This window comes from Paraburkholderia sp. J67, assembly GCF_905220265.1.
Taxonomy (GTDB): domain Bacteria; phylum Pseudomonadota; class Gammaproteobacteria; order Burkholderiales; family Burkholderiaceae; genus Paraburkholderia.
The window spans coordinates 74,036-89,024 of record NZ_CAJMZK010000013.1 but is presented as its reverse complement, the minus strand read 5'-3'; the positions used below and the strand labels follow the sequence as shown (position 1 = coordinate 89,024).

The window sequence follows — 14,989 nt, the reverse complement described above, 5'->3', positions numbered from 1 at the left end:
AGGAACGCATGGCGATATACGGCATCGGCACCGACATCATCCAGATCAGCCGCGTCGCGGCGACGATGGAACGCACCGGCGGACGCTTCGCCGAGCGCATCCTCGGCCCTGAAGAGTTCAAGGTGTACGAGGCGCGTAAGGCGCGTTCCGAGGTGCGAGGACTCGCCTACCTGTGCACGCGTTTCTCCGCGAAGGAAGCGTTCTCTAAGGCGATTGGCCTGGGCATCCACACGCCGATGACCTGGCGCGGCGTGCAGACCCTCAACGCGCCCGGCGGCAAGCCTTATATGGTGGCCTCGGGCGACCTCGCGCTCTGGCTCGAAGAGCGCGGCATCACCACGCAGGTGACGATCACCGACGAACGCGACTACGCCGTCTCGTTCGTGATCGCCGAAACCGACCAGCCCCTGCGCTGAATTCCCTTCCGTCGCGCATGGCCGCTGAAGGCGCCGTGCGTGTTCATAACGTCCATAACGCTCGATTGATCGATGAAGAGAATCCCCGGACCGGTCATGCTCGACGTGGTCGGCACGACGCTCAACGATGACGACGTGCGCCGTCTCGCGCATCCCTCCACCGGCGGCGTGATCCTGTTTGCGCGCCACTACGAGAATCGCGCGCAGCTCGTCGCGCTCACCGATGCGATCCGCGCCGTGCGCGACGATCTGCTGATCGCCGTCGACCACGAAGGCGGTCGTGTGCAGCGCTTTCGCACCGACGGTTTCACCGTACTGCCCGCGATGGGCCGTATCGGCGCGCTGTGGGACAAGGACGTCCTGCTCGCGACCAAGCTGGCGACCTCGGTCGGCTATATCCTCGCCGCCGAATTGCGCGCGTGCGGCATCGACCTGTCCTTCACGCCCGTGCTCGATCTGGGCTACGGCCAGTCGAAGGTGGTGGGCGACCGCGCGTTCCATCGCGATCCGCGCGTCGTCACGCTGCTCGCCAAGAGCCTGAATCACGGCCTCGCGCTTGCGGGCATGGCGAACTGCGGCAAGCACTTTCCGGGACACGGCTTCGCGACCGCCGACTCGCATGTCGCGGTGCCGGTGGACGAGCGTCCGCTCGAATCGATTCTCGGCGAGGATGCGCAACCTTACGACTGGCTCGGTCTGTCGCTCGCGGCGGCCATGCCCGGCCACGTGATCTATCCGAAGGTCGACGCGAAGCCGGCCGGCTTCTCGCGCGTCTGGGTCCAGGAGATCCTGCGCGAGCGCCTGCGTTTCACCGGCGCGATCTTCAGCGACGATCTGTCGATGGAGGCCGCGCGCCAGGGCGGCACGCTGACCGAAGGCGCCCGCGCGGCGCTCGAAGCGGGCTGCGACATGGTGTTGATCTGCAACCAGCCGCACGAGGCCGAGAAGGTGCTCGACGCGCTGCGTACCGAGGAGCCGTCGCGCGAGCGCAAGGCTTCGGCGAAGCGCATCGGGAAACTGCGCGGTCGCGGCAAGGCGCTGCGCTGGGACAAGCTCGTGGCCGATCCGGCGTATCTCTCCGCCCAGGCGTTGTTGCGCAGCGTGATGCCCTGAGCGGCGGCGATTCGGACGCATTGACGCCAGCCTGAAAAAGAGAACGGCGGCCCCTTCATGCACGAAGGGGCCGCCGTTTTTTTGCGCTCAGCTTGCCGATGCTTAGTTCAAGCGCATCCGTTGCAGCTTGTTATAAAGCGTCTTCGGACTGATGCCGAGCAGCGACGCCGCGCGATGGCGCGTGCCGCCCACGGCGTCGAGCGTGGCGCGGATCAGCATTTCCTCGACGTCGGCGAGCGGCGTGCCGACCGTCACCTGCACGCGGCCGCCGTTCATGTCGCGCGCGGACGCGCCACTGCTTTCCTCCGCCTGCAACGTTTCGACGATGTCGCCCGACGCATGCCACGCACGCTTCACGCGCTCCTGCAACTCGCGTACGTTGCCGGGCCAGTCGTAGGCCAGGCATTCGCGCACGAACGAGGGCGCCACGAGCCGCGTCGTGCCGGTCAGGCCGCGCGCATGGGCTTCGAGATTGAGCTCGTCGACGCAGGCCGCGGCCAGCAGCGCCGCGTCTTCCTCACGCTCGCGCAGCGGCGGCAGTTGCAGCGAGGCGGCGTCCAGACGCAGCCACAGATCCTCGTGCAGCACGCCTTGCTGGACCGCGTCGCGCGGCACGGCGCGCGTGGCCGCGATGAGGCGGAAATCGGTGCCCACTTCGCTGTTGCCGCCCACGCGCATGAAGGTCTGCGAGTCGAGTGCGCGCAGCAACGCTTCCTGCTGCATGCGCGGCAGATCGGTGAGCTCGTCGATGAAGAGGGTGCCGCCGCTTGCGTGGTCGACGAGACCCGGCTCGCGTTGGTCGGCGCCGTTGAACGCACCGCGCTCGTGGCCGAACAGGATGCTCGCGAGCGGCCGGCCGCTGGCGGCTTCAGCCGCGACGGCGCGCGCGTCGCATACGACGAACGGCCCTTTGCGGCGCCGGCTCAACTGATGCAGCGTGCGCGCCGCGACTTCCTTGCCGGTGCCGGGCTCGCCGTGCACGAGGATCGCGGATTCGGTGGGCGCGAGTTGTTCGATGGCGTCGTAGACGTGCTGGATCGCACTGCTGCGCCCGAGCATCGGACCGAAACGGCCGAGCGTGCGCAACATCTCGCGTAGCGTGCGAACTTCCTCGGTCAGTTCGTATGGCCGCGGAATGCGTGCGAGCAGGCTGCGCAGGCGCGGAATATTGACGGGCTTGAGCAGATAGTCCCAGATGCCGTGACGCAGCCCTTCGATCGCGCTTTCGACCGTCGCGTTGCCGGTCATCACGATGACGGGCAACGCGCCGCCGGGCGGTTGGGCGGGCAGGTGGGGCAGCAACTCGAGACCGCCGCCGTCTGGCAGGTTCAGGTCGACGAGCACGACGTCTGGGATGAAGCGCGACAGAGCGGCGCGCGCGTCGGCCAGGGTGGCGGCCGTATCGACGGAGAAGCCGTCGGCGGCCAGGATAGCGGAAAGGCCTGACAGGCTATTAGGATCGTCTTCGACAATCAGGGCGTGTGGCATGGCGGAAGCGGCTTACGGATGGGCGCAATGCGGCCCGATGGACGTGCCAGTGCTCGCGCTGTCCCGGCCAAAGGCGACAGGCGCAACGTGGCGACGCGTCAGGGCGCGGCACGATACGGAAGTGGTCACCGAGATCACTTGCGTGTCTCGAGTCAGATTGTTCAGCTCCGGTCCTCCCCAGATTGGCGCGATGCAGACTCCACTGGCTGCGGCGTTCTTCGAATGATTTTTCGAATCCTGCGCGCGCAAGCCAGTCGCGCCGTGCTTACGCGCAGACCCGACAACGCCGCGTAATGCGACGCTCGGGGTACTACCCCCATGCTGCTGGAGATCCGTCGGCAGCCGGCTGGAGCCGCCGCGGATCGCCTTGATAGATGCTTTCTGATGCTGCTGTCACCGCCCTCGTCAATCGTCGAACGGGCGGTGGGCATCGAACCAGCGCCGGACTTCCAGTTCCGCCTCGTCACGCGTCTTGCCGTAACGTTCCTGGATCAATCCGGCGAGCCGATCAGCGTGTCCTTCGGCTTTGGTGAGTTCGTCGTCCGTCAGCTCACCCCATGCGGCCTTGGCCTTGCCGATCAACTGCTTCCACTTGCCTGTAGCGATGTCGTTGTTCATCGTGTCTCTCCTGGTTTCGGTGGAAGGGCGCTTGCGCGCTATCTCGAAACAAAACCAGCAGGAACCGTGCCATGGGTGCCTTGCCTTGCCGCAGCGATGTGCGGCAATTTTGCGCGTGCGCAAAACCGGTAAGGTTTTCCCATGCAGTCACAAACATACACGCTCGGGAAAAAAAGAAAAAGCGCCCCGAGGGGCGCTTTTACGATTGCATCCGCCACGCATGGAAATTCGCGTTGCGGCTGCTTACGCGCGGCCGCGCGGCGCGTCGAGCGCCGCCTCGCGCCTTACGCGCGGCTGCGGTACTCGTTGGTACGCGTGTCGATTTCGATCTTGTCGCCGATGTTGCAGAACAGCGGCACTTGCAGCTCGAAACCGGTGTGCAGCTTGGCGCTCTTCAGCACCTTGCCCGACGACGTGTCGCCCTTGACAGCCGGTTCCGTGTAGATGATTTCGCGCACGAGCACGGTCGGCAGTTCGACCGAGATGGCCTTCTCGTTGTAGAACACGACTTCACATGCCATGCCGTCTTCGAGGTAGTTCAGGGCGTCGCCCATCATCTCGCCTTCGACTTCGTACTGGTTGTAGTCGGCGTCCATGAACACGTACATCGGGTCGGCGAAGTACGAGTACGTCACTTCCTTGCGATCGAGCACCACGACTTCGAACTTGTCGTCGGCCTTGTACACGGTTTCCATGCCTGCGCCGGTCAGCAGGTTCTTGAACTTCATCTTGACGACGGCGGAGTTACGGCCCGATTTGTTGTACTCGGCCTTTTGCACGACCATTGCGTCGCTGCCGATCATCACGACGTTGCCGACGCGGAGTTCCTGTGCGGTCTTCATAAAAAACTGTCCTGTCCAGATTAAATAGCTTCGAGTGTGCGCGACGGCAAACGTCGCAAGCGGTTCGTGCGAGCCGTACTCTTGTTGGTCCCCGGTATTCGGGGAGAGAACGGAAGCGAAGCGCTTGAGACGGGTGCCGCCGGGTAACCGCTTATTTTAACTGAGTTTTTGCGAACCCGGCTAGATTTCCAGCGAGATCGCCAGCCTGCGCGAGTTCCGTCGCCCACGCCTGTGCACGGGCCTTGAGAGCGGGCAAATGCTGGGCGAATTCGGTCCAGTTCGCGGTCCCGTTCGCCGCTGAGTTCGTGGGCGGGTTCGCGGCTGGGTTCTTTGCACCGTCCGTGGCGGCCGTGTCTGCCGCCGTGTTGCCGGGGGCGCGGTTGCCGTTCCAGGCGTGCCAGAAGTGTTCGAGCGCGCGCCGCGGCGCTTCGCCGAGCGTGCTGGCGTAGTGGTCGAGCGCGGCGTCGAGTTTCGGCAGATGGGCGTCGTCCGCCTGCGGATAGATGTGCCAGACAAAGGGGCGTGCCGCCCATTGCGCGCGTACAAAGGAATCTTCGCCGCGCACGAAGTTCAGATCGCTGATCCAGAGAAGGGCGTCGTAGCCGCGCTGCTCCGTGAAGGCGAGACCGTGCGCGGTCAACGAACCGCGCTCGGCGCGCATGCCGGCGCCGAACGACTCGACGTCGAAAAAGCGCGCGAGCGCGCCCGAAATACGGCCTTGCGGCACCAGCAGGACGATCGGTGTCGGGCTGTCGCGCCATTGCGCGAGCAGCGCGTCCACGGCGGGATTCTCGTAGGCGAAGAGCGAGATCACCGTGGCCTCGGGGGCGGGCGGCGGCCCGCCCGTGACGCTTTGCCACCATGCGGCGCGCGCCTCGGGCGAGCTTTCGAACGCCGCGCGCGCAGCATCGAGATCGCGCTCTTTCAATACGCCACCCGTTCCCTTGCCGAGGCCGGGGAAGAAGAAGTGCTTGAGCAGCGGATAGCGCGGGTGCGGCGAGGGACGCAAATGGAAGTCCGCCACCCAGTCCTCGGCGCTCAGGTATTCGAGGTTGAACCACACCGGCTTGCGCTCGCGCTGCGCCATCGCCGCCACGTAGACGGGTGGCAGCTCGCACGCGAACGCCTCGATCACCACATCGGCGATCTGAAGCGTTTCGCCCGCATGCGTGGGTTCGTGCCAGTGCTCGACGACGACACCTTCGACGGTCTGTGTCGCGCGTTGCAGGTCGAGCGTGGGGCAAAGCCTGTGGAACGCCTGCAAGTCGTCGACGAACAGGCGCACCTCCCAGTCGTGCTCGTGCGCGAGCTGGCGCGCGAGACGCCAGCACACGCCGATGTCGCCGAAGTTGTCGATCACGGCGCAGAAGAGGTCGCAGGCGATACGGGCCGGGGCCTGGATCGGACTGTCGTGGCTGGCGGTGGCGGGGCGGCGTGAGTCGTGGGGCATGATGGCGGGGTAGTGTCGGGCGACGCAGGAGGCGCACAGGCGCAAGCGGCGAAGCGCAGCCGGCCGCAGACTGGCGAGGCGCCTGTCGGCAGGGCGGGCCGGCGGGTTCGGGGCTGCGCGGAATGATCTAAACTTGCGATTCTAAGACACCCGCATGACGGCGTCGCGTAGGCGGCGCGGCTTGCCACCCGACGCCCCACACTGGATGACCGCTTCCATCGAACCCGACGTTTTCGACCCGAAAGAGGTGCTCGCGCAGCTCCCGCATCTGCCGGGCGTGTATCGCTACTACGACGCGCAGAACGCGGTGCTCTACGTGGGCAAGGCGCGCGACCTGAAGAAGCGTGTTTCGAGCTATTTCACGAAGACGCAACTCTCGCCGCGCATCGCCATGATGGTGACGCGCATCGCGCGCATCGAGACCACGGTCACCCGCTCCGAGGCCGAGGCGCTGCTGCTCGAAAACAATCTCATCAAGGCGCTCGCGCCGCGCTACAACATCCTCTTTCGCGACGACAAGTCGTATCCGTTCCTGAAGATCACAGGTCACGCGTTTCCGCGCATGGCGTATTACCGCGGCGCGGTCGATCGCAACAACCAGTACTTCGGCCCGTTTCCGAGCGCTTATGCGGTACGCGAGAGCATCCAGATCCTGCAGCGCGTGTTCCAGCTGCGCACCTGCGAGGATTCGGTGTTCAACAACCGCACGCGGCCCTGCCTGCTGCATCAGATCGCGCGCTGCACCGCGCCGTGCGTGGGCGCGATCAGCGCCGAGGACTATGCGCGCGATGTGAGCAACGCGTCGCGCTTCCTGCTCGGCCGTCAGGGCGAGGTGATGAAGGAACTGGAGACGAAGATGCACGGGTTCGCCGCCGAGCTGAAGTTCGAGCAGGCCGCGGCGGTGCGCAACCAGATGAGTTCGCTTTCGACCGTGCTGCATCAGCAGGCGATCGAGACGGGCAGCGATAGCGACGTCGATATTCTCGCCGTCGTGGCGCTGGGCGGTCGTGTCTGCGTGAATCTGGCGATGGTGCGCGGTGGGCGCCATCTGGGCGACAAGGCTTACTTCCCGGCGCACGTCGAGCGCGCGCTGACGGACGAGGAAGGCGGCGTGGCCGAGGAGATCGCCGATGAAACGGTGGTGGCGGCAGCCGCGCTGAAGTCGCTGCCGTCGCTTGCGCGCAAGGCGCTGGTGGAGGGAGCTGGCGCCGCGGCCCAGGCTGAGGAGGAGCAAGAGGCGCAAGAGGCTGCCGACGAGGCCGATCTGCCCGATCCGCTCGCCATTGTCGAAGATCTGGCCGACGAATCTGAGTCGGCCGGTGACGCATCGCAGGCGCAGGGCACAGACGTCGCCGCGCCGGTTTCGACCTCGCGCAAGTCGCGCGCGGGCGGCATCGAATCCGAAGTGCTCGACGCCTTCATCGCCCAGCATTACTTCGGCAATCGCGTGCCGCCGGTGCTGGTGGTGAGCCACCCGCCGGCGAACCGCGAACTCGTCGATGTGCTGTCGGAGCAGGCGGGACACAAGGTCGCGCTGCTGCGTCAGCCGCAGGGGCAAAAGCGCGCCTGGCTCGCGATGGCCGAGCAGAACGCGCGGCTCGCGCTCGCGCGCCTGCTCTCCGAACAAGGCTCGCAACAGGCGCGCACGCGTACGCTTGCTCAACTGCTCGGGCTTGAACTCGACGACCTCGCGCACCTGCGCATCGAGTGCTTCGACATCAGCCACACGATGGGCGAGGCGACCCAGGCGTCGTGCGTGGTCTATCACCACCACAAGATGCAATCGAGCGAATATCGCCGCTACAACATCACCGGCATCACGGGCGGCGATGACTACGCGGCCATGCGCCAGGTACTCACGCGCCGCTACGAGAAGATGGTCGAGCAGGCGGCGCGCAACGAGGCCGACGAAGCGCAGACCGTGCAGGACGCCGATGCGGCCAGCGCCGAAGCGTCCGATGCCACGGCGTCGCCCGACGGCGCGCCGCCGGCCGCGACGGGCGGCATGCTGCCCAATATCGTGCTGATCGACGGCGGCAAAGGACAGGTCGAGATCGCGCGTCAGGTGTTCGACGAACTCGGACTCGACCCTGCCATGCTCGTCGGCGTGGCGAAGGGGGAAGGGCGCAAGGTGGGCCTCGAAACCCTCGTGTTCGCCGATGGCCGCACGGCGCTGGAACTCGGCAAGGAGAGCGCGGCGCTGATGCTGGTCGCGCAGATCCGCGACGAGGCACACCGTTTCGCGATCACGGGCATGCGCGCCAAGCGCGGCAAAACCCGCCAGACCTCGCGGCTCGAAGAGCTCGAAGGTGTGGGCGCGAAGCGGCGGCAACGCCTGCTCGCGCGCTTCGGCGGCCTGCGTGGCGTGATGGCCGCAAGCGTCGAGGATCTGGCGAGCGTCGAAGGCATTTCGCGCGCGCTTGCCGAGCAGATTTACCAGCAACTTCATTGATGCACCCGCTTCCTGCGTCTGCCTGCCTACGTTGGGTTCCTTACGTTTGCTTGTGGCAGGTGCAGCGAAGCGGCACAATTGCATCTCCCATAATTGCAATCTCCCCCTGACAGACTGCGCCAGCCGATGCCGTTCAATATCCCGATTCTCCTGACGTGGCTGCGGATCGTGCTGATTCCGCTTGTGGTTGGTGTGTTCTATCTGCCGCAGACAATGCTGAGCACGATGGACCAGAACACCTCGGCGATGGTGATTTTCGTGCTGGCGGCGCTCACCGACTGGTTCGACGGTTTTCTGGCGCGCAAGTGGAATCAGACCTCGTCGTTCGGCGCGTTCCTCGATCCGGTCGCCGACAAACTCATGGTTACCGCCGCGCTGCTCGTGCTCGTGCATCTGCAACGGCTCGACGCCGTGATCGCACTGGTGATCGTGGGGCGCGAGATCGCGATTTCGGCGCTGCGCGAATGGATGGCGCAGATTGGCGCATCCAGGAGCGTCGCGGTGAACCAGCTCGGCAAGTTCAAGACGGCGTGCCAGATGGTGGCGATTCCGATGCTGCTGTTCTACGCGCCGCTCACGATCGGCGGCGTCACGCTATTCGACGCGCGTGTCTGGGGTACGTGGCTTATCTATGTGGCGGCCGTGCTGACGATCTGGTCGATGCTGTACTACATGAAGCTCGCGTGGCCGCAGATCCGCGAGCGGGGCAGCCTCTAGCCTTGTCGGGCGCTCCCCGAAACTTTTTTCGAAAAGTTCATAGGTAGGGGTTGACACGTTTCAGCGGCTTATACATAATCTCACTTCTCCGCTGCACGACGGGTAGCAAACGAAGCAGATGCGGTGGAGTTAGCCTCAGATGAGTGGCAAATCAGAGGTGAAGCAGTAAATATGCGGGAGTAGCTCAGCTGGTAGAGCGCAACCTTGCCAAGGTTGAGGTCGCGAGTTCGAGCCTCGTCTCCCGCTCCATATTTTAAGGTGCAGCGTTTTACGTCAGCGTGAAACGAGGTGCCAGGCAGTTAAGTAGTACGGCAACAAAGTGCGGGAGTAGCTCAGCTGGTAGAGCGCAACCTTGCCAAGGTTGAGGTCGCGAGTTCGAGCCTCGTCTCCCGCTCCAGTTTTAAGGTGCAGCGTTTTGCGTCAACGTGAAACGAGGTGCTAAAGCAGTTAAGTAGTACGGCAATCAAAGTGCGGGAGTAGCTCAGCTGGTAGAGCGCAACCTTGCCAAGGTTGAGGTCGCGAGTTCGAGCCTCGTCTCCCGCTCCAGTTTTATCGGGGAAGCACAGCTTCCCCTTTTGTTTGGCGAGCCGCAAGGCCGTCGCAAAATCTGTCCGGTGATTGCGGGCGCAAGCAGTTGGATGCGTCAGGTAGTCAAGAAGCCGGAACAGTCCGCTTTTGGCGCGATAGCAAAGCGGTTATGCAGCGGCCTGCAAAGCCGTGTAGGCCGGTTCGACTCCGGCTCGCGCCTCCAGGTAAGATGAAAAAAGCCACCTTCGGGTGGCTTTTTTCTTTTCTGCGCGGGTTTTATTCGCGCCGCAAGCCGACAAATCAATGCCTATGCCCGGCTAGAGATTCAAGAAGACCTTGAGGCTTCGCCTGACTGCATCCAGTTCCGCTTCGCTGATACGCTCGCCTCTGAATTCGGCCCTGCGCTCGAACCAGTCGAGCGTCGTCAATTGATCGATCAAGGCAACACACGGCTTTGGCAGTGACTCGATCGGAATTTCCGTGGCTAATCCCTTGCTTTTGGTCGTGCAGGGTACGCCGACGATACGATGCGACGGACCGTTGTGTTCGGCCGGCGTCATTACGATCACGGGGCGTGGATATTTGCCACCCTGTTCGTGACCGACGACCGGTTCGAGATTGATCCATAGCACGTCACCGATATTGGGTCTGTCGCGGTTCATTGCACTCTTCACCAGTCGTCCTGGTTTTCGGGGTCGTGAAGCTCGGTTCCCACAGCGGCGCCTCGATCGAGGGTCGGTTGTAGTTCATCCGGCATGCTGGCCAGTTGCTCGCGATAGACATCCCAATTGAACGTCTTGATAGCGGGCTTGACCTCCAGGATGCCGTTGACCGCTTCCACCGAGACTTCCTGATCTTCGCGCAGGTGCAGTTCCTCCGCGACGCTGGATGGGATACGAATGGCAAGGCTGTTGCCCCACCGCTTGATTAACTGCAGCGCCATGTTTCGCTCCTGAACGGCAGCCTGTCTCTCGACAGAGAGTGTATCGACGTAGTTGATACATGGAAAATGCTAGCTGTCGCGAAGGTCCAAGTCAATCGCCCAGAATCTCAGGCGTCCGTTGGAGCAACTGTGCGCTACGAGCTTGGTCAATTCGAACGCAACCAGGTTTCGCGGCATGCGGCTCATGCTTGCGTCGTGTTTGTGCGACATCAAAGCCCTCGCGCACAATACGTGCATTCTCCCTTCCGGATTCCCCCATGCCCATCGAACTCCCCGAAGACGCCCGTGCCGCAGCGATCGCGTCGATCCAGCGCTACTTCGACGCCAACATGGAGGAGTCGATCGGCAATATCGCCGCCGGTGGCCTGCTGGCATTTTTCCTCGAAGAGATCGGTCCCGCTGTCTATAACCAGGCGATCGCCGATGCGCAGGAGCGCATGCAGGCCCGCATTGTCGAACTCGATATCGATCTGCATGAGGAGCCGTTCCAGTACTGGCGCAAGTTCGAGGCGCCACGTCGGCGTAAATAGCGCCCTACTGGAGCCGCCGGGCACGTTTGTGGGTCACGCGCGCGGCGAGGCATAATCAGCCTCTCAGCAAGCTTTTGACGGAAATTCCATGACTGCACAGGCTCCCGCCGTGTCCTCTGCCGCTTCTTCCACTTCTCCCGCTCTGCCTGCAATGTCGGCGGATCAACTCGACTGGCAGTGGTGCGCGTTCGACGCGCTCAAGACGCGCGACGTCTACGAGATGCTCAAGCTGCGTTCGGCGGTTTTCGTGGTCGAGCAGAACTGCGTCTATGGCGACGTCGACGGTCTCGATGATGACGCCTGGCACCTGTTCGCGTGGGGGCAGCGCGACGGCGTGCGCGAGCTGGCGGGCTATCTGCGTGTCCTGCTGCCGGATGCGAGCGACGCCGATGTGCGTATCGGCCGCGTGGTGACCGCACCGAACTTTCGTGGCATCAAGCTCGGCAACGGGCTGCTCGAACGCGCGATCGCTCACATCGCGCAGCAGTGGCCCGGCGTGCCGATGCGACTGCATGCCCAGGCGCATTTACAAAAGTTCTATGGTGCGTTCGGCTTCAAGCCGGTTTCGGAGATTCACGACGAGGACGGCATCCCGCACGTCTGGATGCGCTCGGAATAACGGGGCTTCGGGTACACGCTTCAGATACGCACTTAACGCTGCGATTCCCGCACCTGCGGCGCAACCGAAGCACCTGGCAGCGTGCGTCTGGGCCGCACGGCCTTGAGCCGTCCACGAGCGGAAAGCCGCATCCAGTGACGCAGCGCGATCAGCGCCCCAATCACGCTCATCATCGATCCCGGAATCCACAATAGCAGCCCGCCGATCTGTTGATCGCGCATCGGCGAAAGCCAGGTGAAGGCGCGGCCGCAGATCGAATAAACGGGATACAACTCGCGCGGCGTGAAAAAAATGAAGGCGCCGAGCACGATCTGCGGCGGGATCGCCGCAATCACCACCAGCACGCGCTTGCCGGGCGCGAGGCGCGCGGGCGGCGCGGGCCGCGGATCGAGCACGAGCCACCAGAACAGCAGCCCGTCGATCACCATGCTCCAGTTCATTACGCGATAGAGACGCCAGTCGAGCATCGCGATGAAGTGAATGGGCGAAAGCAGCCAGAAGTAGATCAGCCCGACGAAGAGCGCCACGGCCACGACCGGATGCATGACGATGCCGAGCGCAACGCGCACCGGTCGGGCGGAGAGTGCGGGCCGCACGACACGCTGCCGCCACATGAACGGAATGCCTGCGCGTAGTGCCGCGCCCGGATACGCGAGTGCGATGAAGAACGGCCCCAGGTGGTGCAGCACCAGATGCTGCGCGCGGTGCATGAAGAACTCGTGCTCGAAGAAATAATCGAGCCGCGTATGCAGCGCGACGTAGAGCGCGCCTAGGCCGAACCAGAACGAGAGCTGACGCGCGAGCGACACCCGCGCGTGACGCTTGCCGCGCGCAAAGAGAATCGCCGCGACGGCGATGGCGATCACGACGGTCGGCGAGGGCTCCCAGGGATCGAGCCAGTAGAGCGGGTTCATGGCGAGGACGGGCGAGCGTTCAGCGTCCGATTACTGTTGCGACGGCGGCTTCACCGCGAACGGCGCATCGAGCGCCGTGCCATCCGAGAATTGAAGCTTCACGTGCACCGTGTCGCCAGGCGCGATCTTGTGTTTCGCATGCTCCAGCATGAGGTGATAGCCACCCGGCGCAATCGCGAGCGTGCCGTGCGCGGGCACCGTCGCCTTGTGCACCATCACCATTTTCTGCGTCGAGCCGTTCGACACCGTCTGATGCAGCATCACCATGCCGTAGTCGTCGCTCGACACGTCGACGAGATCGACGCTCTGGTCGCCGTCGTTCTTCAGCGTGACGTAGCCCGCGGCCGGCAGGTCGTTCGGCAGCCAGCGCACCCACGCGTTCTGCGTGCTTACCGCCGCGCCTGCGGCCTCGGCCGATGGCGCAAACGCGGCCAGCGAGCAGACGAGGGCGCAACCGAGTGCGGCAGTGAGGGACTTCAGGTTCTTCGTCATGGCAGTTCCTGTTGCGGGTAGTACGGGAAATCAGGCAGGCGTGTCGATCACGCGGCGCACGTCGTGCGCAATCGCGTCCGGCGCATCCTTGTCGGTGGCGAGCAGGCGCGCACGGCCTTGCGCATCGAAGATATAGACCGCCGAGCTGTGCGTGACTTCATAGCTGCCGTCCAGGTCGCGCTTTTCCATCTGGTAGGCCACGCGATAGCGTTTCGCCAGCGATTCGATCTGCGCGTCGCTGCCCGTCAAGCCGAGTGCGTGCTGTGCGTCGAACGCACCCACATAGCTGTGCAGCGCCTGCGGCGTATCGCGTGCCGGATCGACGCTGATGAAGAGGATGCGCACGTGCTGCGCATCGGGGCCGAGATTTGCTAGTACCTGCATCAGACGCGCCATCGTTTCCGGGCAGACGTCCGGACAATGCGTGTAGCCGAAGTACACCAGCGCCGTTTCACCGCGCAAATCCGCCGCGCTCAGGCGCTGGCCGTTATCGGCGGTGAGGGTGAAGTTGAGATCGGGCAGGTGGCCGCTTACGTCCGTGAGTTGCCACGGCGCCGCGATTTGCGAGCAGGCGCCCAGCAGCGTCGAGCCGACAATGGCCGTCAGGAGCGCCGCGAGGATCGTCCCGTGGCGTGCCACCCGGAGGCGGGCAACGTATAGGGGACGCAGGGCGGACAACACGGCGAAGGCGGAAAACAAGGGCTGTCTCGGCGGCTCGATTTTCTGGGTGCGCGGCGCGGCTGGCTGCGACGGGTCGATGGACTGTAGCAAAATTGGACGTTCGCAGTCGCAGGCAGGCTGTTATGGCCGGATTTCGGGTCGATTTGCCGCAGCGCCTTGAGTCGCGCATCGCCGATGCCGCGATGCTCGCGAAAGCACGGCAAACGACGCTGTCAGGCCCCTAAAACGGCCTCGGCAGGCCTACTTTCTCGAAAATTGAAGGGATGCGCGGTAAGATGCGCACACTTTGGCCGGCGTGCGTTTGCCCGCCGGACGCTTACCCGGCCCACGCGCCGAGGGACGAAACGAACCTGATGCAAGAAGCTCCGCAAGATCTTCCGCTTGAGTTGCCGTTCGACAAAACGGCATTTTTCTTCGACTTCGACGGCACGCTCGTCGATCTCGCGCCCACGCCCGACGGCGTGCTGGTGCAGCCCGAGATGCTCGCGCTGCTGGCCGCGCTGCGACGCGCGACCCACGGCGCAGTGGCGATCGTCTCCGGTCGCGGCATCGACAGCATCGACGCCTTTCTCGGTATGCCCGATCTGCCCATCGCCGGTCTGCACGGCGCCGAGCGCCGTGACGCCAATGGCGACACGCAGCGCGTCGGCTTCAACGATCAGCGTCTGTTGCACATGGAGCAGGTGCTGGCGGAGGTGGTGCGCACGCACCCCGGCATGCTGCTGGAGATCAAGGGCGCCGCGGTCGCGCTGCACTACCGCAACGCGCCCGAGCACGAGAACACCGCGCGCGCGGTCACCGAAAAGCTCGCAGCCGAATTCGCCGATGCCTACGTGCTGCAACCGGGCAAGATGGTCTACGAGATCAAACCCAAGGACGTCGACAAGGGCCGCGCGCTGCGCGCCTTTCTGAACGAGCCGCCGTTCGCGGGCCGCACGCCCGTGTTCGCGGGCGACGATCTGACCGACGAAAAGGGTTTTGCCGTGGTCAACGAGCTGGGTGGCCTGTCGATCAAGGTCGGCGGGGGAGAGACGATCGCCCGCACGCGCGTCGAATCGGTCGACGCGTTGCTCGCGTGGCTGGCGGGCCTTGGCGCCTGATGGCCGCACGTCGTTCGGCTGATTCGTCGATTCAAGCGTTGCAGGCTGGCCACTTGCCTGTTCGCGCAGTCCTTTACCCAGTACGG

General features: G+C 64.3%; 16 protein-coding genes and 4 tRNA genes. 11 read left to right on the top strand and 9 right to left on the bottom strand.

Annotated elements, in window-relative coordinates; genetic code table 11:
- The first annotated feature begins 8 nt into the window (after window positions 1–8).
- Both acpS and nagZ read left to right on the top strand, forming a co-directional pair.
- Window positions 9–416 (top strand): holo-ACP synthase, encoded by a 408-nt coding sequence (gene acpS, locus U5782_RS22975; RefSeq protein ID WP_322046180.1) that lies wholly within the window; start codon window positions 9–11, stop codon window positions 414–416.
- Between the two features lie 72 nt (window positions 417–488).
- Complete coding sequence (gene nagZ, locus U5782_RS22970) at window positions 489–1,529, top strand: beta-N-acetylhexosaminidase (RefSeq protein ID WP_322046179.1); 1,041 nt, start codon at window positions 489–491, stop codon at window positions 1,527–1,529.
- A gap of 102 nt (window positions 1,530–1,631) precedes the next feature.
- Here the strand turns inward: nagZ and U5782_RS22965 are convergent, their stop codons facing one another.
- From U5782_RS22965 to earP, 4 genes are all read right to left on the bottom strand, one after another.
- On the bottom strand, window positions 1,632–3,017 hold the full coding sequence (locus tag U5782_RS22965; protein WP_322046178.1) for a sigma-54 dependent transcriptional regulator: 1,386 nt from the start codon (window positions 3,015–3,017) through the stop codon (window positions 1,632–1,634).
- A gap of 405 nt (window positions 3,018–3,422) precedes the next feature.
- On the bottom strand, window positions 3,423–3,635 hold the full coding sequence (locus U5782_RS22960; RefSeq protein ID WP_322046177.1) for a CsbD family protein: 213 nt from the start codon (window positions 3,633–3,635) through the stop codon (window positions 3,423–3,425).
- Between the two features lie 284 nt (window positions 3,636–3,919).
- Window positions 3,920–4,477: an elongation factor P gene (gene efp / locus U5782_RS22955; protein ID WP_322046176.1), complete on the bottom strand. Its 558-nt coding sequence runs from the start codon at window positions 4,475–4,477 to the stop codon at window positions 3,920–3,922.
- Between the two features lie 151 nt (window positions 4,478–4,628).
- Window positions 4,629–5,927 (bottom strand): elongation factor P maturation arginine rhamnosyltransferase EarP, encoded by a 1,299-nt coding sequence (gene earP, locus U5782_RS22950; RefSeq protein ID WP_322046175.1) that lies wholly within the window; start codon window positions 5,925–5,927, stop codon window positions 4,629–4,631.
- A gap of 205 nt (window positions 5,928–6,132) precedes the next feature.
- Here earP and uvrC point away from each other — a divergent pair, with 205 nt between their 5' ends.
- The 6 genes from uvrC (at window position 6,133) to U5782_RS22920 (ending at window position 9,847) form a co-directional block, all read left to right on the top strand.
- Entirely contained in the window at window positions 6,133–8,379 is a 2,247-nt protein-coding gene (gene uvrC / locus U5782_RS22945; RefSeq protein WP_322046174.1) for an excinuclease ABC subunit UvrC, read from the top strand.
- A gap of 126 nt (window positions 8,380–8,505) precedes the next feature.
- Window positions 8,506–9,096 carry a CDP-diacylglycerol--glycerol-3-phosphate 3-phosphatidyltransferase gene (gene pgsA / locus U5782_RS22940; protein ID WP_322046173.1) on the top strand — a complete coding sequence of 197 codons (591 nt, stop codon included), beginning with the start codon at window positions 8,506–8,508 and terminating at the stop codon, window positions 9,094–9,096.
- Window positions 9,097–9,269: 173 nt separating this feature from the next.
- Window positions 9,270–9,345, top strand: a tRNA-Gly gene (locus U5782_RS22935).
- 72 nt (window positions 9,346–9,417) lie between these two features.
- Window positions 9,418–9,493, top strand: a tRNA-Gly gene (locus U5782_RS22930).
- 73 nt (window positions 9,494–9,566) lie between these two features.
- A tRNA-Gly gene (locus U5782_RS22925) sits at window positions 9,567–9,642 on the top strand.
- 131 nt (window positions 9,643–9,773) lie between these two features.
- Window positions 9,774–9,847 (top strand) — tRNA-Cys (locus U5782_RS22920).
- 94 nt (window positions 9,848–9,941) lie between these two features.
- On the opposite strand, the gene U5782_RS22915 is transcribed toward U5782_RS22920, so the two are convergent.
- Window positions 9,942–10,286 (bottom strand): type II toxin-antitoxin system PemK/MazF family toxin, encoded by a 345-nt coding sequence (locus tag U5782_RS22915; protein WP_322046172.1) that lies wholly within the window; start codon window positions 10,284–10,286, stop codon window positions 9,942–9,944.
- 8 nt (window positions 10,287–10,294) lie between these two features.
- Complete coding sequence (locus tag U5782_RS22910; RefSeq protein ID WP_322046171.1) at window positions 10,295–10,567, bottom strand: AbrB/MazE/SpoVT family DNA-binding domain-containing protein; 273 nt, start codon at window positions 10,565–10,567, stop codon at window positions 10,295–10,297.
- A 257-nt stretch (window positions 10,568–10,824) separates the two neighbouring features.
- On the opposite strand from U5782_RS22910, the gene U5782_RS22905 reads away from it, so the two are divergent.
- Both U5782_RS22905 and U5782_RS22900 read left to right on the top strand, forming a co-directional pair.
- On the top strand, window positions 10,825–11,097 hold the full coding sequence (locus U5782_RS22905) for a DUF2164 domain-containing protein (RefSeq protein ID WP_322046170.1): 273 nt from the start codon (window positions 10,825–10,827) through the stop codon (window positions 11,095–11,097).
- Window positions 11,098–11,185: 88 nt separating this feature from the next.
- Window positions 11,186–11,716 (top strand): GNAT family N-acetyltransferase, encoded by a 531-nt coding sequence (locus U5782_RS22900; RefSeq protein ID WP_415914384.1) that lies wholly within the window; start codon window positions 11,186–11,188, stop codon window positions 11,714–11,716.
- A gap of 32 nt (window positions 11,717–11,748) precedes the next feature.
- Here U5782_RS22900 and U5782_RS22895 read toward each other — a convergent pair whose 3' ends face one another.
- From U5782_RS22895 to U5782_RS22885, 3 genes are read right to left on the bottom strand one after another with little or no spacing between them, the layout of a single operon-like run.
- On the bottom strand, window positions 11,749–12,630 hold the full coding sequence (locus U5782_RS22895) for a cytochrome c oxidase assembly protein (protein ID WP_322046169.1): 882 nt from the start codon (window positions 12,628–12,630) through the stop codon (window positions 11,749–11,751).
- A gap of 30 nt (window positions 12,631–12,660) precedes the next feature.
- Window positions 12,661–13,122: a copper chaperone PCu(A)C gene (locus U5782_RS22890; RefSeq protein ID WP_322046168.1), complete on the bottom strand. Its 462-nt coding sequence runs from the start codon at window positions 13,120–13,122 to the stop codon at window positions 12,661–12,663.
- A 30-nt stretch (window positions 13,123–13,152) separates the two neighbouring features.
- Window positions 13,153–13,800, bottom strand: coding sequence for an SCO family protein (locus U5782_RS22885; RefSeq protein ID WP_415914392.1), 648 nt, complete (start codon window positions 13,798–13,800; stop codon window positions 13,153–13,155).
- 356 nt (window positions 13,801–14,156) lie between these two features.
- Between U5782_RS22885 and otsB the strand changes: the two genes are divergently transcribed.
- Complete coding sequence (gene otsB, locus U5782_RS22880; protein ID WP_322046167.1) at window positions 14,157–14,903, top strand: trehalose-phosphatase; 747 nt, start codon at window positions 14,157–14,159, stop codon at window positions 14,901–14,903.
- The last annotated feature ends 86 nt before the right edge of the window (window positions 14,904–14,989 follow it).

Excerpts from the sequence above, each read along its gene's own strand:
- acpS (WP_322046180.1), top strand. The coding sequence starts at position 9 with ATGGCGATATACGGCATCGGCACCGACATCATCCAGATCAGCCGCGTC.
- nagZ (WP_322046179.1), top strand. The coding sequence starts at position 489 with ATGAAGAGAATCCCCGGACCGGTCATGCTCGACGTGGTCGGCACGACG.
- U5782_RS22965 (WP_322046178.1), bottom strand. The coding sequence starts at position 3,017 with ATGCCACACGCCCTGATTGTCGAAGACGATCCTAATAGCCTGTCAGGC.
- U5782_RS22960 (WP_322046177.1), bottom strand. The coding sequence starts at position 3,635 with ATGAACAACGACATCGCTACAGGCAAGTGGAAGCAGTTGATCGGCAAG.
- efp (WP_322046176.1), bottom strand. The coding sequence starts at position 4,477 with ATGAAGACCGCACAGGAACTCCGCGTCGGCAACGTCGTGATGATCGGC.
- earP (WP_322046175.1), bottom strand. The coding sequence starts at position 5,927 with ATGCCCCACGACTCACGCCGCCCCGCCACCGCCAGCCACGACAGTCCG.
- uvrC (WP_322046174.1), top strand. The coding sequence starts at position 6,133 with ATGACCGCTTCCATCGAACCCGACGTTTTCGACCCGAAAGAGGTGCTC.
- pgsA (WP_322046173.1), top strand. The coding sequence starts at position 8,506 with ATGCCGTTCAATATCCCGATTCTCCTGACGTGGCTGCGGATCGTGCTG.
- U5782_RS22915 (WP_322046172.1), bottom strand. The coding sequence starts at position 10,286 with ATGAACCGCGACAGACCCAATATCGGTGACGTGCTATGGATCAATCTC.
- U5782_RS22910 (WP_322046171.1), bottom strand. The coding sequence starts at position 10,567 with ATGGCGCTGCAGTTAATCAAGCGGTGGGGCAACAGCCTTGCCATTCGT.
- U5782_RS22905 (WP_322046170.1), top strand. The coding sequence starts at position 10,825 with ATGCCCATCGAACTCCCCGAAGACGCCCGTGCCGCAGCGATCGCGTCG.
- U5782_RS22900 (WP_415914384.1), top strand. The coding sequence starts at position 11,186 with ATGACTGCACAGGCTCCCGCCGTGTCCTCTGCCGCTTCTTCCACTTCT.
- U5782_RS22895 (WP_322046169.1), bottom strand. The coding sequence starts at position 12,630 with ATGAACCCGCTCTACTGGCTCGATCCCTGGGAGCCCTCGCCGACCGTC.
- U5782_RS22890 (WP_322046168.1), bottom strand. The coding sequence starts at position 13,122 with ATGACGAAGAACCTGAAGTCCCTCACTGCCGCACTCGGTTGCGCCCTC.
- otsB (WP_322046167.1), top strand. The coding sequence starts at position 14,157 with ATGCAAGAAGCTCCGCAAGATCTTCCGCTTGAGTTGCCGTTCGACAAA.